The sequence below is a fragment of the Pseudomonas sp. AG1028 genome, assembly GCF_007993955.1.
Lineage (GTDB): Bacteria > Pseudomonadota > Gammaproteobacteria > Pseudomonadales > Pseudomonadaceae > Aquipseudomonas > Aquipseudomonas straminea.
Window position 1 is genome coordinate 116,096 of sequence record NZ_VIVP01000013.1, and the last position, 22,065, is coordinate 138,160.

General features: G+C 60.1%; 18 protein-coding genes. 13 read left to right on the plus strand and 5 right to left on the minus strand.

Features of this window, described 5'->3' with window-relative positions:
- The first annotated feature begins 148 nt into the window (after positions 1-148).
- From FB481_RS20795 to FB481_RS20830, 8 genes are all read left to right on the plus strand, one after another.
- The gene (locus FB481_RS20795; protein WP_147177599.1) at positions 149-2,980 is read left to right on the plus strand and encodes a 2-oxoglutarate dehydrogenase E1 component; all 2,832 of its coding nucleotides are present in this window, start codon (positions 149-151) and stop codon (positions 2,978-2,980) included.
- 67 nt (positions 2,981-3,047) lie between these two features.
- Positions 3,048-4,274: a 2-oxoglutarate dehydrogenase complex dihydrolipoyllysine-residue succinyltransferase gene (odhB, locus tag FB481_RS20800; RefSeq protein ID WP_147177600.1), complete on the plus strand. Its 1,227-nt coding sequence runs from the start codon at positions 3,048-3,050 to the stop codon at positions 4,272-4,274.
- An 86-nt stretch (positions 4,275-4,360) separates the two neighbouring features.
- On the plus strand, positions 4,361-5,797 hold the full coding sequence (gene lpdA, locus FB481_RS20805; protein WP_093504482.1) for a dihydrolipoyl dehydrogenase: 1,437 nt from the start codon (positions 4,361-4,363) through the stop codon (positions 5,795-5,797).
- A gap of 201 nt (positions 5,798-5,998) precedes the next feature.
- On the plus strand, positions 5,999-7,165 hold the full coding sequence (gene sucC, locus FB481_RS20810; RefSeq protein WP_013791583.1) for an ADP-forming succinate--CoA ligase subunit beta: 1,167 nt from the start codon (positions 5,999-6,001) through the stop codon (positions 7,163-7,165).
- Positions 7,165-8,052, plus strand: coding sequence for a succinate--CoA ligase subunit alpha (gene sucD / locus FB481_RS20815; protein WP_013791582.1), 888 nt, complete (start codon positions 7,165-7,167; stop codon positions 8,050-8,052). Before sucC ends, sucD begins: the two co-directional genes overlap by 1 nt.
- A 274-nt stretch (positions 8,053-8,326) precedes the next feature.
- Positions 8,327-9,640: a branched-chain amino acid transport system II carrier protein gene (gene brnQ, locus FB481_RS20820; RefSeq protein ID WP_147177601.1), complete on the plus strand. Its 1,314-nt coding sequence runs from the start codon at positions 8,327-8,329 to the stop codon at positions 9,638-9,640.
- Positions 9,641-9,784: 144 nt separating this feature from the next.
- The gene (locus FB481_RS20825) at positions 9,785-10,519 is read left to right on the plus strand and encodes a DUF599 domain-containing protein (protein WP_093504486.1); all 735 of its coding nucleotides are present in this window, start codon (positions 9,785-9,787) and stop codon (positions 10,517-10,519) included.
- Positions 10,516-10,908: an MAPEG family protein gene (locus FB481_RS20830; protein ID WP_093504488.1), complete on the plus strand. Its 393-nt coding sequence runs from the start codon at positions 10,516-10,518 to the stop codon at positions 10,906-10,908. The genes FB481_RS20825 and FB481_RS20830 overlap by 4 nt, the downstream gene beginning before the upstream one ends.
- A gap of 62 nt (positions 10,909-10,970) precedes the next feature.
- Here the strand turns inward: FB481_RS20830 and FB481_RS20835 are convergent, their stop codons facing one another.
- Positions 10,971-11,258: a hypothetical protein gene (locus FB481_RS20835; RefSeq protein ID WP_093504490.1), complete on the minus strand. Its 288-nt coding sequence runs from the start codon at positions 11,256-11,258 to the stop codon at positions 10,971-10,973.
- Positions 11,259-11,501: 243 nt separating this feature from the next.
- Between FB481_RS20835 and FB481_RS20840 the strand changes: the two genes are divergently transcribed.
- Both FB481_RS20840 and htpG read left to right on the plus strand, forming a co-directional pair.
- Complete coding sequence (locus tag FB481_RS20840) at positions 11,502-12,743, plus strand: MFS transporter (RefSeq protein WP_147177602.1); 1,242 nt, start codon at positions 11,502-11,504, stop codon at positions 12,741-12,743.
- Positions 12,744-12,824: 81 nt separating this feature from the next.
- Entirely contained in the window at positions 12,825-14,729 is a 1,905-nt protein-coding gene (gene htpG, locus FB481_RS20845; protein WP_027905507.1) for a molecular chaperone HtpG, read from the plus strand.
- A 532-nt stretch (positions 14,730-15,261) separates the two neighbouring features.
- Here htpG and FB481_RS20850 read toward each other — a convergent pair.
- Both FB481_RS20850 and FB481_RS20855 read right to left on the minus strand, forming a co-directional pair.
- A complete protein-coding gene (locus FB481_RS20850; RefSeq protein WP_093504494.1) occupies positions 15,262-16,848 on the minus strand; it encodes an ABC-F family ATPase in 1,587 nt (528 codons plus the stop codon).
- Between the two features lie 419 nt (positions 16,849-17,267).
- A complete protein-coding gene (locus tag FB481_RS20855) occupies positions 17,268-17,744 on the minus strand; it encodes a hypothetical protein (protein WP_147177603.1) in 477 nt (158 codons plus the stop codon).
- Positions 17,745-17,952: 208 nt separating this feature from the next.
- Here FB481_RS20855 and FB481_RS20860 point away from each other — a divergent pair, with 208 nt between their 5' ends.
- Positions 17,953-18,216: a hypothetical protein gene (locus tag FB481_RS20860; protein WP_093504498.1), complete on the plus strand. Its 264-nt coding sequence runs from the start codon at positions 17,953-17,955 to the stop codon at positions 18,214-18,216.
- 119 nt (positions 18,217-18,335) lie between these two features.
- Entirely contained in the window at positions 18,336-18,785 is a 450-nt protein-coding gene (locus FB481_RS20865; protein ID WP_093504500.1) for an anti-virulence regulator CigR family protein, read from the plus strand.
- An 82-nt stretch (positions 18,786-18,867) separates the two neighbouring features.
- Here the strand turns inward: FB481_RS20865 and FB481_RS20870 are convergent, their stop codons facing one another.
- Positions 18,868-19,101 carry a hypothetical protein gene (locus tag FB481_RS20870; protein WP_027905504.1) on the minus strand — a complete coding sequence of 78 codons (234 nt, stop codon included), beginning with the start codon at positions 19,099-19,101 and terminating at the stop codon, positions 18,868-18,870.
- A gap of 289 nt (positions 19,102-19,390) precedes the next feature.
- On the opposite strand from FB481_RS20870, the gene FB481_RS20875 reads away from it, so the two are divergent.
- The gene (locus FB481_RS20875; protein ID WP_147177604.1) at positions 19,391-20,557 is read left to right on the plus strand and encodes a GGDEF domain-containing protein; all 1,167 of its coding nucleotides are present in this window, start codon (positions 19,391-19,393) and stop codon (positions 20,555-20,557) included.
- Positions 20,558-20,926: 369 nt separating this feature from the next.
- Here the strand turns inward: FB481_RS20875 and FB481_RS20880 are convergent, their stop codons facing one another.
- Positions 20,927-21,535 (minus strand): abortive infection family protein, encoded by a 609-nt coding sequence (locus tag FB481_RS20880; RefSeq protein WP_256662783.1) that lies wholly within the window; start codon positions 21,533-21,535, stop codon positions 20,927-20,929.
- Positions 21,536-22,065 lie beyond the last annotated feature (530 nt).

Sequence of the window (22,065 nt, forward strand, 5' to 3'; positions counted from 1 at the left end):
GAAAAATATGACGACCAGCAGGGGCATTCGGGCTGGTGCCCGGACTATCTGCGGGATTATTGGTGGCTTTGCTGAAGTCGCTGCAACCTGACTTCGAAAGCCTACGGTGTCCTCGCCGGTGGTGTCCCCTTACCGAGGGTGACCAAGCATGCAAGAAAGCGTGATGCAGCGCATGTGGGACAGTGCCCACCTATCCGGTGGTAACGCTGCCTACGTGGAGGAGCTCTACGAGCTCTACCTGCACGATCCCAACGCCGTGCCGGAAGAGTGGCGCACTTATTTCGATAAGTTGCCGTCCGAAGGCAGCACCGCCAACGACGTATCGCACTCGACGATTCGTGATCATTTCGTGTTGCTGGCCAAGAACCAGCGTCGCGCTCAACCGGCGTCTGCCGGCACCGTGAGCAGCGAACACGAGAAGAAGCAGGTCGAAGTGTTGCGGATGATTCAGGCATTTCGCATGCGTGGCCACCAGGCAGCACAGCTCGATCCGCTCGGGCTGTGGCAGCGTCCTGTTCCTGCTGATCTGTCGATCAGTCATTACAGCCTCACCGACGCGGATCTGGACACCACCTTCCGCACGGGTGGCCTGGCAATCGGCAAAGAAGAAGCAACTTTGCGGGAAATCCGCGATGCGTTGCATCAGACATATTGTCGCACCATCGGCTCCGAGTTCACCCACATCACCGATTCCGAGCAGCGCAGCTGGTTCCAGCAGCGTCTGGAAAGCGTTCGCGGCCGCCCGCAGGTTTCTGCCGACGTGCAGAGCCACCTGCTCGAGCGCCTGACTGCTGCCGAGGGTCTGGAGAAGTACCTGGGCACCAAGTATCCGGGCACCAAGCGCTTTGGTCTGGAAGGCGGTGAAAGCCTGATCCCGATGCTCGATGAAATCATCCAGCGCAGCGGCTCCTACGGCACCAAGGAAATCGTCATCGGCATGGCCCACCGTGGCCGTCTGAACGTGCTGGTCAACACCTTCGGCAAGAACCCGCGCGACCTGTTCGACGAGTTCGAAGGCAAGAAGGTCGAAGGCCTGAGCTCCGGTGACGTGAAATACCACCAGGGCTTCTCCTCGAACGTGATGACCCGTGGCGGCGAAGTGCACCTGGCACTGGCGTTCAACCCGTCGCACCTGGAGATCGTCTCTCCGGTGGTCGAGGGTTCGGTACGTGCTCGCCAGGATCGTCGCAGCGACTTCTCCGGTGACAAGGTCGTGCCGATTTCCATCCACGGTGACGCGGCATTCGCCGGTCAGGGCGTGGTCATGGAAACCTTCCAGATGTCGCAGACCCGCGCTTACAAGACGGGCGGCACCATCCACATCGTGATCAACAACCAGGTTGGCTTCACCACCAACCGTGCCGACGACGCGCGTTCCACCGAGTACGCCACCGATGTCGCCAAGATGATCCAGGCGCCGATCTTCCATGTGAATGGCGATGATCCGGAAGCCGTGCTGTTCGTCACTCAGCTGGCCGTCGATTACCGCATGCAGTACAAGCGTGACGTGGTCATCGACCTGGTCTGCTACCGCCGTCGCGGCCACAACGAGGCCGACGAGCCGAGCGGCACCCAGCCGCTGATGTACCAGCAGATCGCCAAGCAGCGCACTACCCGTGAGCTGTATGCCGAAGCCCTGAGCAACGCCGGTAGCCTCAACGTCGATGCCATTCAGGCTCAGGTCGATGACTACCGCACCGCGCTGGACAACGGTCAACACGTTGTCAAGAGCCTGGTCAAGGAGCCCAACAAGGAACTGTTCGTCGACTGGCGTCCGTATCTGGGCCACGCCTGGACCGCACGTCACGACACGCGTTTCGATCTCAAGACCCTGCAGGAGCTGTCCAACAAGCTGCTGGAAACGCCGGACGGTTTCGTTGTTCAGCGCCAGGTCACCAAGATCTACGAAGACCGTGCCAAGATGGGCGCTGGCGGCCTGCCGCTGAACTGGGGCTACGCCGAGACCATGGCCTATGCGACCCTGCTGGTCGAAGGTCATCCGATCCGTATCACTGGTCAGGACGTTGGCCGCGGGACTTTCTCGCACCGCCACGCACAACTGCACAACCAGAAGGACGGCTCGTCCTACCTGCCGCTGCAGCACCTGTACGAAGGTCAGCCGCGTTTCGACCTGTACGACTCCTTCCTCTCGGAAGAAGCCGTGCTGGCCTTCGAATACGGCTACGCCACCACCACGCCGAATGCGCTGGTGATCTGGGAAGCCCAGTTCGGCGACTTCGCCAACGGCGCCCAGGTGGTGTTCGACCAGTTCATCTCCAGTGGCGAAACCAAGTGGGGCCGTCTGTGCGGCCTGACCATGCTGCTGCCGCACGGTTATGAAGGGCAGGGCCCGGAGCACTCGTCGGCACGTCTGGAGCGTTACCTGCAGTTGTGCGCCGAGCACAACATCCAGGTGGCGGTACCGACCACGCCTGCGCAGATCTACCACCTGCTGCGTCGTCAGGTCATCCGCCCGCTGCGCAAGCCGCTGGTGGTGCTGACGCCCAAGTCGCTGCTGCGCCACAAGCTGGCCGTGTCGACCCTGGAAGATCTGGCCGAAGGCTCGTTCCAGACCGTCATTCCGGAAATCGACTCGATCGATCCGAAGAAGGTCGAGCGTCTGGTGCTGTGCAGCGGCAAGGTTTACTACGACCTGCTGGAAAAGCGCCGCGCCGAAGGCCGCGAGGACATCGCCATCGTGCGCCTCGAGCAGCTGTATCCGTTCCCGGAAGATGACCTGGCCGAGGTTCTTGCCCCGTACAAGAATCTCAAGCACATCGTCTGGTGTCAGGAAGAACCGATGAACCAGGGCGCCTGGTACTGCAGCCAGCACCACATGCGTCGTGCCGCTGCGGCGCACAAGAAATCGCTGGTGCTCGAGTATGCCGGCCGTGACGCTTCGGCAGCCCCGGCTTGTGGTTACGCGTCCATGCACGCCGAGCAGCAGGAAAAACTGCTGCAGGATGCCTTCACCGTTTAACGCCATCGCGAAGGAGGCGGCCTAGAGGCCGCCTCCTCGAATAACCGAATTTAAGGAAAAGAGCACAATGGCTATCGAGATCAAAGCCCCTACATTCCCCGAATCGGTCGCCGACGGCACCGTTGCGACCTGGCACAAGAAGCCGGGCGAAGCGGTCAAGCGCGATGAGCTGATCGTCGACATCGAGACCGACAAGGTCGTGATCGAAGTGCTGGCCGAGGCCGATGGCGTGGTTGCCGAGATCGTCAAGAACGAAGGCGACACCGTCCTCTCCAACGAAGTGCTGGGCAAGCTGACCGAAGGTGGCGCTGCCGCTCCGGCCGCTGCGCCTGCTCAAGCCGCTGCTGCGCCGGCCCAGGCTGCCGCTGCACCGGCCGCTGCTGGCGGTGACGACCAGATCCTCTCGCCAGCCGCTCGCAAGCTGGCTGAAGAGAACGGCATCGATCCGAACAGCATCAGCGGTTCGGGCAAAGGCGGCCGTGTGACCAAGGAAGACGTGGTCGCCGCCGTTGAAGCCAAGAAGAACGCTCCGGCTGCCAAGCCTGCAGCCGCCGCCGCTGCCGCAGCCCCGGTAGTAACCGGTGCTGGCGACCGTACCGAGAAGCGCGTGCCGATGACTCGCGTTCGCGCCACCGTTGCCCGTCGCCTGGTCGAAGCTCAGTCGAACATGGCGATGCTGACTACCTTCAACGAAGTCGACATGTCCGAGATCATGGCGCTGCGTTCGAAGTACAAAGACCAGTTCGAGAAAGCCCACAACGGTACCCGCCTGGGCTTCATGTCCTTCTTCGTGAAAGCGGCTACCGAAGCGCTGAAGCGCCTGCCGGCGGTCAATGCCTCGATCGATGGCAACGACATCGTCTACCACGGCTACCAGGACATCGGCGTAGCCGTTTCCAGCGACCGTGGTCTGGTGGTTCCGGTGCTGCGCAACGCCGAGCTGATGGGCCTGGCCGATATCGAAGCCGGCATCGCTGCCTATGGCAAGAAAGCACGTGACGGCAAGCTGTCCATCGAAGAGATGACTGGCGGCACCTTCACCATCACCAACGGTGGTACCTTCGGTTCGATGATGTCGACGCCGATCGTCAATCCGCCGCAGGCCGCGATCCTGGGCATGCACAACATCATCCAGCGCCCGGTTGCCGTGAACGGCCAAGTGGTCATTCGCCCGATGATGTACCTGGCGCTGTCCTACGATCACCGTTTGATCGATGGTAAAGAAGCCGTGACCTTCCTGGTGACCATCAAGAACCTGCTGGAAGACCCAGCGCGTCTGCTGCTGGACATCTAAACGCAGCTGCGGGTCGTGGACGCTGCGCCCTACAGGGCCTTCGTCCGCGGCTCGAGCTCGAAGCTATACGCTAAAAGGAATCTTTTATGAGCCAGAAATTCGACGTGGTAGTCATCGGTGCCGGCCCTGGCGGCTATGTAGCCGCCATCAAGGCCGCTCAACTCGGTCTCAAGACCGCGTGCATCGAGAAGTACCAGGACAAGGACGGTAAGACCGCACTGGGCGGCACCTGCCTGAACGTCGGTTGCATTCCCTCCAAGGCGCTGCTGGACAGCTCCTGGAAATTTCACGAAGCCCAGGACGGTTTTGCCGTTCACGGCATCAGCGCCAAGGGCGTGAGCATCGACGTACCGGCCATGGTCGGTCGCAAGAACACCATCATCAAGAACCTGACCGGCGGCGTTGCCGGCCTGTTCAAGGCTAACGGTGTGACCCTGCTCGAAGGCCACGGCAAGTTGCTGGCTGGCAAGAAAGTCGAAGTTACCGATAAAGACGGCAAGACCTCCGTCGTCGAGGCCGAGAACGTGATCCTGGCCTCCGGCTCGCGTCCGATCGACATTCCGCCGGCTCCGGTCGACCAGGACGTGATCGTCGATTCCACCGGCGCCCTGGAATTCCAGGCCGTACCGAAGAAGCTGGGCGTTATCGGCGCTGGCGTCATCGGTCTGGAACTGGGTTCGGTCTGGGCTCGCTTGGGCGCGGAAGTGACCGTTCTCGAAGCGCTGGACAAGTTCCTGCCGGCCGCTGACGAAGCCGTTGCCAAGGAAGCCTTCAAGACCCTCACCAAGCAGGGTCTGGACATCAAGCTGGGCGCTCGCGTCACCGGCTCCGAAGTCAAGAAGAAGCAAGTTACCGTCAACTACACCGATGCCGCTGGCGAACAGAAGATCGTTTTCGACAAGCTGATCGTTGCGGTCGGCCGTCGCCCGGTAACCACCGACCTGCTGGCTTCGGACAGCGGCGTGGACCTGGACGAGCGTGGCTACATCTTCGTCGACGACCATTGCGCCACCAGCGTTCCGGGCGTTTACGCCATCGGTGACGTGGTACGCGGCATGATGCTGGCCCACAAGGCCTCGGAAGAGGGCGTGATGGTTGCCGAGCGCATCGCCGGTCACAAGGCGCAGATGAACTACGACCTGATCCCGTCGGTCATCTACACCCACCCGGAAATCGCATGGGTCGGCAAGACCGAGCAGCAGCTCAAGGGCGAAGGCGTGGCCATCAATGTCGGTACCTTCCCGTTCGCGGCCAGCGGCCGTGCCATGGCGGCCAACGACACTGGTGGTTTCGTCAAGGTCATCGCTGACGCCAACACCGACCGTGTGCTGGGCGTTCACGTCATCGGCCCAAGCGCGGCCGAGCTGGTACAGCAGGGCGCCATCGGCATGGAATTCGGCACCAGTGCCGAAGACCTGGGCATGATGGTGTTCTCGCACCCAACCCTGTCCGAGGCGCTCCACGAAGCCGCCCTGGCAGTCAACGGTGGCGCGATTCACATCGCCAACCGCAAGAAACGCTAAAAAGTCATCTGTCTGATGCCGGCCTACGGGCCGGCGTCGTTCAGACGATTTTTCGCGAAGCAGAACCACGGCGCATGGCCCGTGCGAGGCCCCAGGGCCTATCGCGGAATGTGCGCCGGGCTGCCAAGAGGCAGCCACAGGTGGTGCGGCACGTGAGTGCAGCACCGATGCGCAATACCTAAACGAAGACGGTAGACAAGCATGAATCTTCACGAGTATCAGGGTAAGCAGCTGTTCGCTGAGTACGGCCTGCCCGTATCCAAGGGCTTTGCCGTAGACACCCCGGAAGAGGCCGCAGCGGCCTGTGAAAAAATCGGCGGGACCGAGTGGGTCGTCAAGGCTCAGGTACACGCTGGTGGCCGCGGTAAAGCGGGCGGTGTGAAACTGGTCAAGAGCAAGGAAGACGCCAAGGCTTTCGCTGCCAACTGGCTGGGCAAGCGCCTGGTGACCTATCAGACTGACGCCAATGGCCAGCCTGTCACCAAGATCCTGGTCGAGTCCTGCACCGACATCGCCAAGGAACTGTACCTGGGTGCGGTCGTTGACCGTTCCAGCCGTCGCATCGTGTTCATGGCTTCCACCGAAGGTGGCGTGGACATCGAGAAGATCGCTCACGACACCCCTGAGAAGATCCTCAAGGCGACCATTGATCCGCTGGTCGGCGCTCAGCCGTTCCAGGGCCGCGAGCTGGCATTCCAGCTGGGTCTGGAAGGCAAGCAAGTCGCTCAGTTCGCCAAGATCTTCGTAGGTTTGGCCAAGCTGTTCCAGGACCACGATCTGGCCCTGCTGGAAGTCAACCCGCTGGTCATCAAGGCCGACGGTGACCTGCACTGCCTGGACGCGAAGATCAACATCGACGCCAACGCCATGTACCGTCAGCCGAAGCTGAAGACTTTCCACGACCCGTCGCAAGACGACGCCCGTGAAGCCCACGCTGCCAAGTTCGAACTGAACTACGTCGCGCTGGAAGGCAACATCGGCTGCATGGTCAACGGTGCTGGTCTGGCCATGGGCACCATGGACATCGTCAACCTGCACGGCGGCAAGCCGGCCAACTTCCTGGACGTTGGCGGCGGCGCGACCAAAGAGCGCGTGACCGAAGCATTCAAGATCATCCTGTCCGACAGCAACGTCGCTGCCGTTCTGGTGAACATCTTCGGCGGTATCGTTCGTTGCGACATGATTGCCGAAGGCATCATCGGTGCAGTGAAAGAAGTTGGCGTGAAGGTTCCGGTTGTCGTCCGTCTGGAAGGCAACAACGCTGAACTGGGTGCCAAGGTACTGGCCGACAGCGGCCTGAACATCATCGCGGCAACCAGCCTGACCGACGCTGCTCAGCAAGTCGTCAAAGCTGCGGAGGGCAAGTAATGAGCGTCCTGATCAATAAAGACACCAAGGTTATCTGCCAGGGTTTCACTGGCTCGCAAGGTACCTTCCACTCCGAACAAGCCATCGCCTACGGCACCAAGATGGTTGGCGGCGTGACCCCGGGCAAGGGCGGTACCACTCACCTGGGCCTGCCGGTGTTCAACACCGTGAAAGAAGCCGTTGAAGCCACTGGCGCCGACGCTTCGGTCATCTACGTTCCAGCTCCGTTCTGCAAGGACTCGATCCTGGAAGCGGCTTTCGGCGGCATCAAGCTGATCGTCTGCATCACCGAAGGCATCCCGACCCTCGACATGCTCGACGCCAAGGTCAAGTGTGACGAGCTGGGCGTTCGCCTGATCGGCCCGAACTGCCCGGGCGTGATCACTCCCGGCGAGTGCAAGATCGGCATCATGCCAGGTCACATCCACCTGCCAGGCAAAGTAGGCATCGTGTCGCGTTCCGGCACCCTGACCTACGAAGCCGTCAAGCAGACCACTGACGCCGGTTTCGGCCAGTCCACCTGCGTGGGCATCGGTGGTGACCCCATCCCGGGCTCCAACTTCATCGACATCCTGAAGCTGTTCCAGGAAGACCCGAAGACCGAAGCGATCGTCATGATCGGTGAGATCGGCGGTTCGGCTGAAGAAGAAGCGGCTGCCTATATCAAGGCCAACGTCACCAAGCCTGTAGTTTCCTACATCGCTGGTGTGACCGCTCCGCCCGGCAAGCGCATGGGCCACGCTGGCGCCATCATCTCCGGCGGCAAAGGTACTGCAGACGAGAAATTCGCTGCACTGCAGGACGCTGGTGTGAAGACCGTGCGTTCCCTGGCTGACATCGGCAAGGCCCTGGCCGAGCTGACCGGTTGGGAAGTGAAGAAGGCGTAAGCCATTCTGCACTGACGAAAGAAGGCCACCCTCGGGTGGCCTTTTTTGTGTCCAAAAAATGTTGCTCAGGCGACAGGCCATTACAGCCAGCCGTCAGCCGGACTGGAACGGGCAGGGTGTTTGCGGCAAAATCGTTAGCCTTGCAACTAATGGGTTTCGCTTCTATCCGAAACAGGCCCGCAACAAGGGTTCGCGCCACAAGGGCGAACGACGTGTCCCCCTATCCATCGGGATTCCCTCTCTCAACTCGTTTAGTGATGTGGTATTTCCTTAGATGACTTCCTTGAAAAGCCAGGACGTGCTCGCCCTGGGGTTCATGACGTTTGCCCTGTTCGTCGGGGCCGGCAACATCATTTTTCCGCCTATCGTCGGCCTGCAGGCCGGGCCGCATGTCTGGCTGGCTGCGCTGGGCTTCCTGATCACCGCCGTGGGCCTGCCGGTCATCACCCTGGTCGCCCTGGCCAAGGTTGGCGGCGCCATGGATGCGCTCAGCACCCCCATCGGCCGTGCCGCAGGTGTGCTGCTCGGCGTGGTCTGCTACCTGGCGGTCGGCCCGCTGTTCGCCACGCCGCGCACCGCCACGGTGTCGTTCGAGGTGGGGCTGGCGCCGCTGACCGGTGAAAGCCCGCTGGCTCTGTTCGTCTACAGCCTGGTGTACTTCGCCATCGTGCTGGGTGTGTCGCTTTATCCGGGCCGACTGCTCGATACCGTGGGTCGCGTACTCGGACCGATGAAGATTCTCGCGCTGCTGATCCTCGGCGGCACGGCGTTTGTGCTGACGCCCGATGGCGTGGGCTCGGCGACGGCGGCCTACCAGGCTGCGCCTTTCTCCCAGGGTTTCATCAATGGTTACCTGACCATGGATACGCTGGGCGCGCTGGTGTTCGGCATCGTCATCGTCAACGCCATCCGCTCGCGCGGCGTCACCTCGCCGCAATTGATCACCCGTTACGCGATCATCGCCGGGCTGATTGCTGGCGTCGGCCTGGCGCTGGTTTACATCAGCCTGTTCCGCCTCGGTGCCGGCAGCCATAGCATCGCCGAAGGCGCCACCAATGGTGCAGCCGTACTGCACGCCTATGTGCAGCACACCTTCGGAGGCCTGGGCAGCGTTTTTCTGGCGGTGCTGATTTCCCTGGCATGCCTGGTCACTGCGGTCGGCCTGACCTGCGCCTGCGCGGAGTACTTCAGCCGTCTGGTGCCGCTTTCCTACCGCAGCCTGGTGATCATCCTGGCGGCGTTCTCGCTGCTGGTGTCGAACCTGGGGCTGACCAAGCTGATCCAGATCTCCGTGCCGGTGCTCACGGCCATCTACCCGCCGTGCATCGTGCTGATTGCGCTGAGCTTCTGCTGGGGGCTATGGCACGCCGCGGCGCGTGTGGTCGGGCCGGTGATGGTGGTGGCCACCCTGTTCGGCATCGTCGACGGGCTGAAAGCCGCGGGTCTGGACGGCTGGCTGCCGAGCTGGCTGACCAGCCTGCCACTGGCTGAGCAGGGCTTGGCGTGGCTGCTGCCGTCTGCAGTGATGCTGGCCCTGGCCAGCGGTTACGACTGGTGGCGTGGCAAGGCGCAGCAAGCGCTGGCGTAATTCAGAACGGGTAAACGAAAGCCGCTCTTCGGAGCGGTTTTTTGTGCCTGGCGTGGCTATAATCCGCGAGTCTGTCGCCGGCTTCTCGCAGGTCGAGGAGCAGGGCACGATCATCGGCAGGCCCCCGCATTACAAGGAATTTGCATGTCCCTCAGCGAAGACTATCTGCACCATCTGATTGCTGCCTGCTGGTTCGTGCTGTGCTGGGCAGGCTACACCCGTTATGCACATGCCAAAGGTCGCACCACGCCGTGCCTGGCCAGCGTGCTGCACCTGTATCGTGAAGACTGGATGCGCCGCATGCTGCTGCGCGAGAACCGCATTGCCGACGCCAACGTGATCGGTAACCTGGAGCGCAACGCCTCGTTCTTCGCTTCCAGCACGCTGATCATTTTGGCCGGTATCCTTACCGTGCTTGGCGCCTCGGATCGCGCGGTGTCGCTGCTCGCCGACCTGCCATTCGTACAGTCGGCTAGCCGTGGCATCTCCGAGGTCAAGCTGCTGTGCCTGGGCGTGGTATTCGTCTATGCCTTCTTCACGTTCAGCTGGTGCATGCGCCAATACAACTTTGCTGCCGTACTGGTGGGCTCGGCACCGATGATCGGTGAGCGTCACGTCACTGAACAGGAGCGCAAGGCCTTTGCCGAACGTACCGCGCGGGTCATCTCGATGGCGGCCAACCAGTTCAACTACGGTTTGCGTGCCTACTATTTCGGCATGGCGACCCTGTCGTGGTTCATCAACCCCTGGTTCTTCATGCTGGTGACCGCAGGTGTCGTCGTGGTGCTGTATCGCCGCGAATTCCATTCGGATGTTCTCGAGGTCATGGTGTACACACAAACGCCGACGTTCGAGCCGGCCAAGGAGAAAGGAGAATGAGCATTCCATTCTGGTGCATCTTCATCAGCGCCTTGCTGATCTTCATAGCCAAGGCGCCGCTGGCCAAGGCGATGAAGGAGGAGGGTGGCACCTATGACAACCATCACCCGCGTGCCCAGCAGGCACGCCTGACGGGATTCGGCGCGCGAGCGCTGGCTGCCCACCACAACAGCTTCGAGGCTTTTCCGCTGTTTGCCGTGGCCGTGTTGATGGCGCACGTTACTCAAAGCAGCGGCTGGCTAGTCGATTGGCTGGCAGTGATCTTCGTGATCGCGAGGGTGCTGTATCTGGTGTTCTACTGGGCTGATCTGCACTGGCAGCGCAGTTTGGTATGGGCGGTGGGGATGGTATGTACGCTGCTGATCATGCTGACACCAGCGATGCGTTGAGGCGGGAGAAGATTTAGCGAACGTTACCCGCAGTAAGCTGCGGGTAACGCGAAGAGATCAGCTTATTGCTGTTTTGGCGCTGCCGGATCTGCAGGGGCTGCCGGCTCCGCAGGAGCAGGGTTGGTAGCCGGAGTCTGGGCTTCTTCCTGTTGCTCTTTGGCGGCTTCTTGAGCAGCTTCGGCTTCTTTCTGAGCAGCTTCGTTGCTCTCTTTAGCCGCGTCGTTCATGGATTCTTGAGCTTCGGTACGGGCTTCCTGAGCTTCTTGAGCTTTGTTTTCGGAAGGCTTGTCACAGGCCGCAAGGCCCAGCGTGGCAGCCAGCATGAAGGCGTAAGCGACTGATTTTTGCATGGTGGTGTTTCTCCTTTGGGTGAATGCCATTACCGTTTTTCGAGGCGTCGAGGACGCGATAAGTTCACTGACTTTGCGTCGATGCGCTTTTTTGCTTCACCCAAGCAGGTGAAAGCACCAATCCAGGGCCTATCACGAAAAGCCAAAAGTCTCGACGCGTCGATGGAACCCAAGTGCGACGATCATTATCGTTGCGCTCTTCGCGCGATTGATCGGCGCCAGTCACTGATCTAAGGAAATCGTATGGATGCGCTGTTGATCCTGAGCGGCCTGCTCCTGATCCTCGTCGGTTTGGTAATGCTGGTGATGCGCGGCTTCGCCACCAGCCTGCTGTGGGGCTGGGCGTGCTTGCTGCCGCCTTTGACGCTGCTGTTTATCGTGGCGCACTGGCACCGTGCCAAGCAGGCGCTGGCGTGCTGCGCCCTGGGCATGATTCCGGTGGTTGTCGGGCTGGCGGTGATGGCCGGGCAGGATCCGCAACGCCTGGACGGCATCATCAGCCTGCAGTGGCTACACCCCGAGCCGGCGGCTGCCGGCGGCTTGAATATCCAGCTGCATGGCCAGCTCAATGGCGAGCCCTTTGCGCCCCAGGAAGGCGAGCTTATCGACGGTGTGCTCAGCCTGCGCGAAGGTCAGGATTTTTTTGCTCGTCGTGAACTGAGCATTCGTGGTCTGCCGGTGGCGGCTGATGGCTTGCGCCTGGATGTGCTGCCCGATGATCCCGGGCAGCTCCCGGAGATCGAGCTGAGCTGGTTGCTGCCCGAGCAGGACCTGCCAGAGGCCCGGCAGCTCAAAGGCGGCTATACGCTGCACCTGGATCTGAGGCCTGAAGAGCCGAACCGCCTGGTCGGCGAATTCCATATGGTGCTGCCGGCGCAATTCCAGACCACCCTGACCGGCAAGGTCGAGCTGTTTCGTAACGGCCTGCGCTACCAGCAGGGCTATGTGGATCGCACCGTTGATTCGCGCGATACCCTCGCTTACCTGATCACCGATTACTTGCAGCGACGCTTCGCCACCCGCGACGTGCAGCTCGCACCGCTGCCCTTGCATGATATGAGCTCCAGCAGCCTGGCGCTCGACGTGCAGGCGCAGGTGGCCGGTCAGTCGCAGCGTGTGCCGGTGCGCCTGAGCAAGTATCCGCAGCTTGGCTGGCGGGTTGAGGATGACCATTTTCCCGCATTGGCGAAAACCGCGGAGCCTGCGCCGAGCACTGTCGCCATCAAGTCGGCACCAAGAGAGCCAGCAAGCCCGCAGGATACGCGTCAGGAGCTGACCCTGGCGCGCTTGCTCGCCGAGCCGCAGCGCTACATCAATCAGCAACTGCGCCTGTTCAACGAGAAGGGCACCGCAGTGCAGGGCCAGTTCGCCGGTATCGACGAGCAGGGCCAGCTGGTGCTGCGCCAGCGTCTCAATGGTTCGGGCGAAGCGCGCTTCACATTGGCGCCGACCGATGTGGTGCATGTCGAACGCATCGACGACTGACTTGAAGTTTTCCCATCGCGTCCCCACCTGATGGTCATCCGCCGTACCGCGGCTTAGCCATCAATGTGGAGTTAGATGACCATGAGTGTGGAAACTCAAAAAGAAACCCTGGGCTTCCAGACAGAGGTGAAGCAGTTGCTGCACCTCATGATTCACTCGCTGTATTCCAACAAGGAAATCTTCCTGCGCGAGTTGATCTCCAACGCCTCCGACGCCGTCGACAAGCTGCGTTTCGAAGCGCTGGCCAAGCCCGAGCTGCTCGAGGACGGTGCCGAGCTGAAGATCCGCGTGAGCTTCGACAAGGACGCCAAGACCGTCACCCTCGAAGACAACGGCATCGGCATGAGCCGCGAAGAAACCATCGCGCACCTGGGCACCATCGCCAAGTCCGGCACCGCCGACTTCCTGAAGAACCTCTCTGGTGACCAGAAAAAGGATTCGAGCCTGATCGGCCAGTTCGGCGTGGGCTTCTATTCGGCGTTCATCGTTGCTGACAAGGTCGAAGTGTTCACCCGTCGCGCAGGCCTGGCTGCTGGCGAAGGCGTGCACTGGGCATCCAAGGGCGAAGGCGAGTTCGAGATCGCCACCGTCGAGAAGGCCGAGCGCGGTACCCGCATCGTGCTGCACCTGAAAAGCGGCGAAGAAGAGTTCGCCGATGGCTGGCGCCTGCGCAACGTCATCAAGAAATACTCCGACCATATCGGCCTGCCGATCGAGCTGCCGAAGGAGTTCCACGGCGAAGAGAAGGACAAGCCCGCCGAGCCGGAATGGGAAGTGGTCAACCGCGCCAGTGCGCTGTGGACGCGCCCGCGCACCGAGGTCACCGACGAGCAGTACCAGGAGTTCTACAAGCACGTCTCCCACGACTACGACAACCCACTGAGCTGGAGTCACAACAAGGTCGAAGGCAAACTGGAGTACACCTCGCTGCTTTACGTGCCAGGCCGTGCACCGTTCGACCTGTACCAGCGTGAAGCGCCGCGCGGCCTGAAGCTGTACGTCCAGCGCGTATTCATCATGGATCAGGCCGACGAGTTCCTGCCGCTGTACCTGCGCTTCATCAAGGGCGTGGTCGACTCCAACGACCTGTCGCTGAACGTTTCGCGCGAAATCCTGCAAAAGGATCCGGTGATCGACTCCATGAAGTCGGCGTTGACCAAGCGCGTGCTCGACATGCTGGAGAAACTGGCCAAGAACGAGCCCGAGCAATACAAGACCTTCTGGAAGAACTTCGGCCAGGTCCTCAAGGAAGGCCCGGCCGAAGACTTCGCCAACAAGGAGAAGATCGCCGGCCTGTTGCGCTTTGCCTCGACCAGCGAAGGCGAGGGCGAGCAGGTGGTATCACTGGGCGACTACGTCAGCCGCCTGAAGGAAGGCCAGGACAAGATCTACTTCCTAACCGGCGAATCCTACGCGCAGGTCAAGAACAGCCCGCACTTGGAAGTCTTCCGCAAGAAAGGCATCGAAGTGCTGCTGCTCACCGACCGCATCGATGAGTGGCTGATGAGTTACCTGACCGAGTTCGACGGCAAGAGCTTCGTCGACGTGGCCCGCGGTGATCTGGACCTGGGCTCGCTGGACTCCGAAGAGGACAAGAAGGCCCAGGAAGAAGTCGCCAAGAGCAAGGAAGGCTTGGTCGAGCGCCTGAAGACCGCGCTAGGCGAGCAGGTCGCCGAGGTGCGCGTGTCCCACCGTCTGACCGACTCGCCGGCCATCCTGGCCATCGGCGAGCAGGACCTGGGCCTGCAGATGCGCCAGATCCTCGAAGCCAGTGGGCAGAAGGTGCCGGATTCGAAGCCGATCTTCGAATTCAACCCGAGCCACCCGCTGATCGAGAAGCTGGACGCCGAGCCGGACGAGGATCGTTTCGGCGACCTGTCGCACATCCTCTTCGACCAGGCTGCCCTGGCCGCCGGCGACAGCCTTAAAGACCCGGCCGCCTACGTGCAGCGCCTGAACAAGCTGCTGATCGAGCTTTCTGCCTGATCAGTTAGTCGCAACGCAAAACGCCGCTCGATTGAGCGGCGTTTTTGTATCTGCATTCTGGCTTTTTCGATTTGGTAGCCCGGGTCGAGCGTAGCGACAACCGGGAAAATACCTGAGTATCGCGATGCTCAACCTAGGCTACGCCCTCAGGCGATGCCGTATGTGGGTGCCGGCCATGCCGTCAGGCACGATGCAAAGAGATGTGGGAGCGGCTTCAGCCGCGATCAGTCTTGCGGTCGCCTGTAGCATCGCGGCTAAAGCCGCTCCCACGAAACCCACGTTCAGCGCTCTAGAGGCCTACTACAGAGCTGAGGAGAGATTATGAATGTGGGAGCGCGCCATGCGCGCGAAAAAATCGCGGGCATGGACTAGGCGTTCCCGCCCGCTCCCACAGGGGAGACCTGATATCGGCTGCTGCCAATGGGTCCACAGCTTGTGACCGATATTGGCCCAGCCTGTGAAACCACGTCCGGCCACAAAAAAGCCCCGTCATCCAGCGGATGACGGGGCTTGCTTATGCCGGCTCAGCCGATCAGACGATGATGCCCTGGCTGCGCAGGTAATCGTCGTAGGTGCCGCTGAAGTCGGTGACGCCGTTGTCCGACAGCTCGATGATGCGGGTGGCCAGAGATCCGACGAACTCGCGGTCATGGCTGACGAAGATCAGTGTGCCCGGGTAGTTCTCCAGCGCCAGGTTGAGCGCCTCGATGGATTCCATGTCCAGGTGGTTGGTCGGTTCGTCCATCACCAGTACGTTGGGCTTTTGCAGGATCAGCTTGCCGAACAGCATGCGACCCTGTTCACCACCGGAGATGACCTTGACCGACTTGAGGATCTCGTCGTTGGAGAACAGCATGCGGCCCAGGGTGCCGCGAATGACTTGCTCGCCGGTGGTCCACTGGCCCATCCAGTCGAACAGGGTCACGTCGTCTTCGAAATCGTGAGCGTGATCCTGGGCGTAGTAGCCGACCTCGGCGCTCTCTGTCCATTTCACTGCGCCGGCATCCGGCTTCAGCTCGCTGACCAGGGTGCGTAGCAGGGTGGTCTTGCCGATCCCGTTGGGGCCAATGATCGCCACGCGCTCGCCAGCTTCGACGGTGAAGCTGAAGTTCTTGAACAGCACCTTGTCATCGAACGCCTTGCTGAGGTTCTCGATGGTGACGGCCTGGCGGTGCAGTTTCTTGGTTTGCTCGAAGCGAATGAACGGGCTGACGCGGCTTGACGGCTTGACCTCGGCCAGCTGGATCTTGTCGATCTGCTTGGCGCGGCTGGTCGCCTGCTTGGCTTTCGAGGCGTTGGCCGAGAAGCGGCTGACGAAGCTCTGCAGTTCGGAGATCTGCGCCTTCTTCTTGGCGTTGTCGGCCAGCAGCTGCTCGCGCGACTGGGTCGCAGCGGTCATGTACTCATCGTAGTTGCCCGGGAACAGGCGCAGCTCGCCGTAATCCAGGTCGGCCATGTGGGTGCAGACCGAGTTCAGGAAGTGGCGGTCGTGGGAAATGATGATCATGGTGCTGTTACGCGCCGTGAGGATCGTTTCCAGCCAGCGGATGGTGTTGATGTCCAGGTGGTTGGTCGGCTCGTCGAGCAACAGCACATCCGGATCGGCGAACAGTGCCTGGGCCAGCAGCACGCGCAGTTTCCAGCCGGGCGCCACTTCGCTCATCGGGCCAAAATGCTGCTCCAGCGGAATGCCCAGGCCGAGCAGCAGCTCGCCGGCGCGGGACTCGGCGGTGTAGCCGTCCATCTCGGCGAACTCGCCTTCGAGCTCACCGACCTTCATGCCGTCTTCTTCGCTCATTTCCGGCAGCGAGTAGATGCGATCGCGCTCGGCCTTGACCTTCCACAGCTCCTGGTGGCCCATGATCACGGTGTCGATCACGTTGAATTGCTCGTAGGCGAACTGATCCTGGCGCAGTTTGCCCAGGCGCACGTTCGGCTCGAGCATGACCTGGCCGCCCGAGGGCTCCAGATCGCCGCCGAGGATCTTCATGAAGGTCGACTTGCCGCAGCCGTTGGCGCCGATCAGGCCGTAGCGGTTGCCGTTGTTGAACTTGACGGAAACGTTCTCGAACAGCGGCTTGGCGCCAAACTGCATGGTGATATTAGCGGTGGAAATCAAAGTGCTCTAACTCGCATGTTTCAGAGATGTGGATTGAGTCTTGGGGCAGATTTGGAGCGAGCCTGGGTTGGCTCATTTCAGCCCAGTCGCCTTTGCCAACGATTCATCTGGCCTAGCGAGAAAGCAGAATCTGCACCGCGTGGCCCGATTGCCTGGCGATAGAGGCCTGAGCATTTTCGCCATCGGGCATAGGGTTGCGTATGTGAGGCGCGCATTGTACGGATGACTGCGGCGAATACCCAGCGCTTTCACGGCCGGGCGTGATCGAATAGGCCACCCACTGGTCGGCAAAGCGGCGAACGAGCCTCTTCATATCCAGGTTCTCGCTGGAGAACCTGCGGCTGTTGGGAAAGCCTGCCGAGAAGTTGCGCACGGCTATCTCATCTAGGAGATAGCCTTCTGCTAGTGCTTTAAGCCGCTTACACCGCTTTTGATCTGGGATAACTGGAGAGGTAGCGAGAAAGCTCGTCCCGACCCGGTGCACGGTGGGGTGTACCGGGACCGTCATTGGGAATATAGAACTTGTCGCTGCGCGGGTGCTTCTGTTCGGCGAGGGAAACGGTTTGCAACGGTACCCAGGGCAACACAATGGCGCCGTCTTCGAAGCCATAGCAGCCGGACAGAGAAGCCAGGTGGATGGTTTTCTTGGCGCCGTTGGGCAGGGAGAGGGTGGCTTGGCGCTCATCGAGCAAACGCTTCGCGAATGCCGAACCGAGAAGTTTTTCGAGATGGTCCCTCAGGCCGGTGATGTTGCCAGGCACCAGCATGATGTCGTCATGCTTGCTCATGGCCAGACCGAGAACGCGGGAGAATTCCTGCCGGCACGAGCCGTGCTTAAGGGTGTGGTGCATCATGGGTAGTGTCCTTACTTCAATTGCTTCCTGGCTGATGTCCATCTAGATGGACACCAGACTTTATAGCTACCTGCGCTGAAGTCCGCCAGTTGCAGGTGCCCAAAGTTGACGCCAATTTTCGGCCTAGGCGGATCGCCTGTGAAGCGCCGTTCGGCTGAAACCCGCGAAACTTTCCTGAATCCCCGTCACAGAGCCTCTGTCCCTACTTACAGACTCGGTATTTCCCACGCATGTCGACGAGGTGACAGTAGTGAGATGCTTTATCTGTGGTGACGACGCCTGGCTGATTTCCAAAACCGGTACCTACGCGGCATGCGACTGCCGAACCTGTGGTCTGTATCGAGTCGAAGGCGCCTGGTTCCAGCGCAGCGCAGCGCCGATACCGACCGAGCAGTTTCGCGCCTTCCTGCAGCTGCAACGCGAGGAAAGCCCGGATGACACGCCGGTGATCAGTAGCGAGTCGGCCAGATCGCTGCTGACCTTGAACCAGCTCAATACCTCCCAGGCTACCTGATGCATCCGGCGTCCTTCAGGTGCCGGGGCGCCGGTTCGAGTAGATGTAGCGCTTCGTAACTTATGGCGCCCCGGGCGTCTACAGTGCTGGGATTCCCCGCTATTGAAAGGAACATCGAAATGGCTAATTCACGTCTGCTTACCAGCACAGTGGTTTCGATTGCCATGGCCGCGGCGCCATGCCTTGCCTCGGCCGATCCGGGTAACGGCAAGGGGCACGGGCAGGGTAATGGCAAAGGCCAGCATCACCAGGGGCAGGGTAATCAGGGTAGTGGGCCGAAGGATGCCCGATACGGCGGCCCTTCGATCGATCGCGGCGGCATCCTCAGCATTGTGCAGGGCAATCGATCCTACTGGTCGCCTGGCCCCTCGCTGCCACCGGGCATTCAAAAGAACCTGGCGCGCGGCAAGCCGCTTCCGCCTGGTATCGCCAAGAAGCTCGACGGCCGGCTGCTCGGGCAACTGCCTCGCTATGACGGCTATGAATGGATGCAGGCGGGCGTCGACCTGATCCTGGTTGCGGTGGCCACCGGCATCATCTACGAAGTCTTCAACGGCGCGCTGGACTGACAGCTAGCGACGTTTAGGCAAGCGGCTCAGCCTATTCGGGCTGGGCCGTTTTTATTTGGCTCGTTGCTGGGCGTAAAACTGCTCAGGCTTTTGAGCGCACGATCCGCCCGGCTTTGATCTCGCTGGCGTATTTGTTGAGGCGGTCCTCATCGTTGGTCAGCACGCCGACCATACGCAGAATGGCCCAGGCATCGGCCTCGTTTTCGGTGCCGCGCAGCTTCTCCGCCACCTTGAGCAGGTCGACGGATACCCATCGCAGGTCTTCGGCAACGGCTTTCAGGTCTTGCTTCAGTATCTGGGTTTGGCGCTGGCCCATAGATCCTCTTCGTTTGGCTGGTTCGGAGTAGCGCCCGGTTTGCTGCTGCCACTTGCTGGCAGGCTGTGGGCGTAATGTATCGACCCATTATCCCGTTTTACGCTCCCCATCGGATCGACTTTCTCCCGTGTGCTGCCATAGGGACTGCATTTGCCTCAGTTCCTCGCTACGGCCTGCAATATCAAATGGCTATACTAGCCAGGCTGCTAGCGCCTAGGGGCTCCAGGGATCGCGCTGTGCTGCCCGCCATATTCGGCTCCAATTGCACCCTTTTACCTGCGCGAAACCCATGATTACCACCGTCATCCTCGGCATGCTCTGCGTGTATCTGTTGTGTTTCAGTGTGATGTTCCTGCTGATCAGCACCCGGCTCGCCGACAAGAAAATGGGCATGGACGTGTTTGCGCTCGGCAATCTGCTGCTGGGCCTTGCCTACATCATGCAGCTGGTCGACGGCCCGCCGGACTTTGGATTGATGAGTGTCGTCAATCACATCCTGACGCTGAGCGCCCCGGTTACCTATTTGCTGGGCGCACTGCGCTTTTTTGGTCGACCCACACCTATTGTGCGCTCGCTACTTACGCTGGCGGCTCTATACGCAGCCGTGCAACTGCTGGTGCAATGGCTCTTCGGAGATGAAGCGCGCCATGCGTTGCTGGCAGGCGCCTGCGTACTGCTTTTCCTAGGCATGATCATCGCGTTGCTGGTGGGCAGCCGAACTTTCGCCAAGGATCTGTGCGTCGAGATGCTCGTGTTCGCCGTATTGATCAGCGGCATCTGCGCGTTGAACGCCGCCAAGTTCGTGATGATCCTCAGCGGCGGCATGGCGGCGCTGGACATGAGCAGCGGCTTTCAGAGGATCTTCTACCTGTACATGTCGTTCCTGGCGACCGTGCTGCCGCCCTGCGCGGTGTGGCTGGTACTCCGTCGCCTGACCGATGAACTGCGCAGCCTGGCGGCCCATGACCCGCTTACCCAACTGCTGAACCGACGCGGGTTGATCGAGGCGCTGGAGGTTCATTTCAGCTCCCGCACCGCCGCGCCGGCCTATGTGTTGATCGTGGACATCGACCACTTCAAACGCATCAACGACACCCACGGCCACAAAGTCGGCGACCTCGTGATCTGCCACGTTGCTGATGCCCTCAAAACCACCGCTCGCCAAGGCGACCTGATCTGCCGATTAGGCGGAGAAGAGTTCGTGGTGATCGCTCTGGACGCGGAGAAAACAGGCGTTCTGCAGCTGGCAGAACGCATGCGTAGGGCGATAGAGCGCATTGAAGTGCCAGGTAGCAACCGCAACCAAACGATCCGCTGCACGGCGACCATCGGCGTCTCGGAGTACTTCACCAGCGCGCAAGCATTCGATGACTTTCTGCAGCAGGCGGATGCAGCGTTGTATCGAGGGAAGGAGGCAGGGCGTAATCGGGTCGAGTGGGGGCTGCAGGAGGTTTAGCGAGTAGGACAATCAGCTGCTAACTGGCACGGTCTGGTGCCACGAGCGGCGCTTCAATGGCAATTGGCACAGCGTAAAACCCGCCTGACGGCGGGAGTAATCAGGAAGGCGTGATGGTTTTCTTGTGGTTGTGGTGAGCAGCAGCACTGTCGGAACAGGCGAGTCCTGCAGCGGAGCAAGGCCGATAACAATGATGATCCCAGGGATCGATTGAATGCTTGGCCCCCGCTGCGCGAACTACAGAATGGCCAGGGCGCAAAAGCCCAAAACAGGCCGGGTATACGAATGCAATCGCGCTGACGACAGGTGCAAAAGCAAAGCTTTGCTCACTACTTGTGGGGAGAGTCCATATACAATTTGTTAGAGTTTTTATCGGCGCTTTCTTTCATCCCACGTCTCTAAGACAAATAGCGCAATCGTGTGAGCGGAGTGGATTGCGAGCCTCGCATGCCTTGGCTTAAGTTTGTAGACCTTCCGACCCTCCCCATGCGCTGAGCTTGCATGAGTTCTGAAGGCACCAATTCCATCAACAACTGATAGCACACCTGAGAGAATCCTTTTTAGGTCGTCATCCTGTAGCAGTCCCGGTTCAAAGCCGAGATCAGAGCGGACTACCTTCCAAATATTCTGAAGATCCTGCTTTTGAGGCATCTCCAGATTTTCATCAGTAATGTACGTTTTGAATATAGATTCCAATATATTGCAAGCAGCAGAGACTGCTTCTCTTGGCTCTGAATTTACATTGACAAGGGCCCTAGTAAATTCAGCATCGATTGAGGGGATATCTCGATCTTTAATCAACTCGGCTAATGATCGGCTAGGTGTTGAACTACCATCTGAAATTATGCCGCCAGCAATATATGTAAGATTGCGGCGAGACAATATTGCTTCAATTTTCCTTTTGAATTCCTTTTTAGTGTCTGCGGCGTGCATGCTATACATTGAGCGCGCGTTTTCCTCTATATCAGGAAGCTCCATGTAAGGCTCAATTATGCGCCCTGAAACCAGCTTCTTTATTGACACGACGCAGCCATGCTTGAACTTTTACTGGCTTTGAGCCCTCGGGTGGCTCGCCGGGTGCCTCTGCATAAGAGAAAAGATTGTCTAAGCTCGCATGGCTCTCTAAGTCGGGCATATTCTCTGAGAGGACAGCGATCACTGGAGCCGGAATTTCTTTTCTCATAGGTCAACTCAAAAAATATGCAAAAACTCTAACGATTAAGCTAAGGGGCCGCGGAACGCCGTCCCAGCGAACGAAGTGAGCGATTTGAGCGACTTGTTAGGAGTCATTACCACCACTGCCGTTCAGGGGCCAAGCTTTTATCTGCTGGGCCGTTTAATTTCCATTGAATTGCTTCTTCGGTGCTCAATAGTCGTAACCCGCAGTGCCTGATATTGCAGTAATGGATTTTTCCATCGATGAGGGAAATGCCTTCGATTTGAACTCCTGCGGAATCAACTTCGCAGCATAAGCACGGGTGGAATGAGCAGCTTTCAAAGAACTGGCC

Bases quoted from the DNA above. Each gene is read 5' to 3' on its own strand.
- FB481_RS20880 (WP_256662783.1), bottom strand. From the start codon at position 21,535: ATGGAGCTTCCTGATATAGAGGAAAACGCGCGCTCAATGTATAGCATG.
- sucD (WP_013791582.1), top strand. From the start codon at position 7,165: ATGAGCGTCCTGATCAATAAAGACACCAAGGTTATCTGCCAGGGTTTC.
- FB481_RS20840 (WP_147177602.1), top strand. From the start codon at position 11,502: ATGGATGCGCTGTTGATCCTGAGCGGCCTGCTCCTGATCCTCGTCGGT.
- FB481_RS20830 (WP_093504488.1), top strand. From the start codon at position 10,516: ATGAGCATTCCATTCTGGTGCATCTTCATCAGCGCCTTGCTGATCTTC.
- sucC (WP_013791583.1), top strand. From the start codon at position 5,999: ATGAATCTTCACGAGTATCAGGGTAAGCAGCTGTTCGCTGAGTACGGC.
- FB481_RS20795 (WP_147177599.1), top strand. From the start codon at position 149: ATGCAAGAAAGCGTGATGCAGCGCATGTGGGACAGTGCCCACCTATCC.
- FB481_RS20875 (WP_147177604.1), top strand. From the start codon at position 19,391: ATGATTACCACCGTCATCCTCGGCATGCTCTGCGTGTATCTGTTGTGT.
- htpG (WP_027905507.1), top strand. From the start codon at position 12,825: ATGAGTGTGGAAACTCAAAAAGAAACCCTGGGCTTCCAGACAGAGGTG.
- odhB (WP_147177600.1), top strand. From the start codon at position 3,048: ATGGCTATCGAGATCAAAGCCCCTACATTCCCCGAATCGGTCGCCGAC.
- brnQ (WP_147177601.1), top strand. From the start codon at position 8,327: ATGACTTCCTTGAAAAGCCAGGACGTGCTCGCCCTGGGGTTCATGACG.
- lpdA (WP_093504482.1), top strand. From the start codon at position 4,361: ATGAGCCAGAAATTCGACGTGGTAGTCATCGGTGCCGGCCCTGGCGGC.
- FB481_RS20835 (WP_093504490.1), bottom strand. From the start codon at position 11,258: ATGCAAAAATCAGTCGCTTACGCCTTCATGCTGGCTGCCACGCTGGGC.
- FB481_RS20870 (WP_027905504.1), bottom strand. From the start codon at position 19,101: ATGGGCCAGCGCCAAACCCAGATACTGAAGCAAGACCTGAAAGCCGTT.
- FB481_RS20855 (WP_147177603.1), bottom strand. From the start codon at position 17,744: ATGGACATCAGCCAGGAAGCAATTGAAGTAAGGACACTACCCATGATG.
- FB481_RS20865 (WP_093504500.1), top strand. From the start codon at position 18,336: ATGGCTAATTCACGTCTGCTTACCAGCACAGTGGTTTCGATTGCCATG.
- FB481_RS20825 (WP_093504486.1), top strand. From the start codon at position 9,785: ATGTCCCTCAGCGAAGACTATCTGCACCATCTGATTGCTGCCTGCTGG.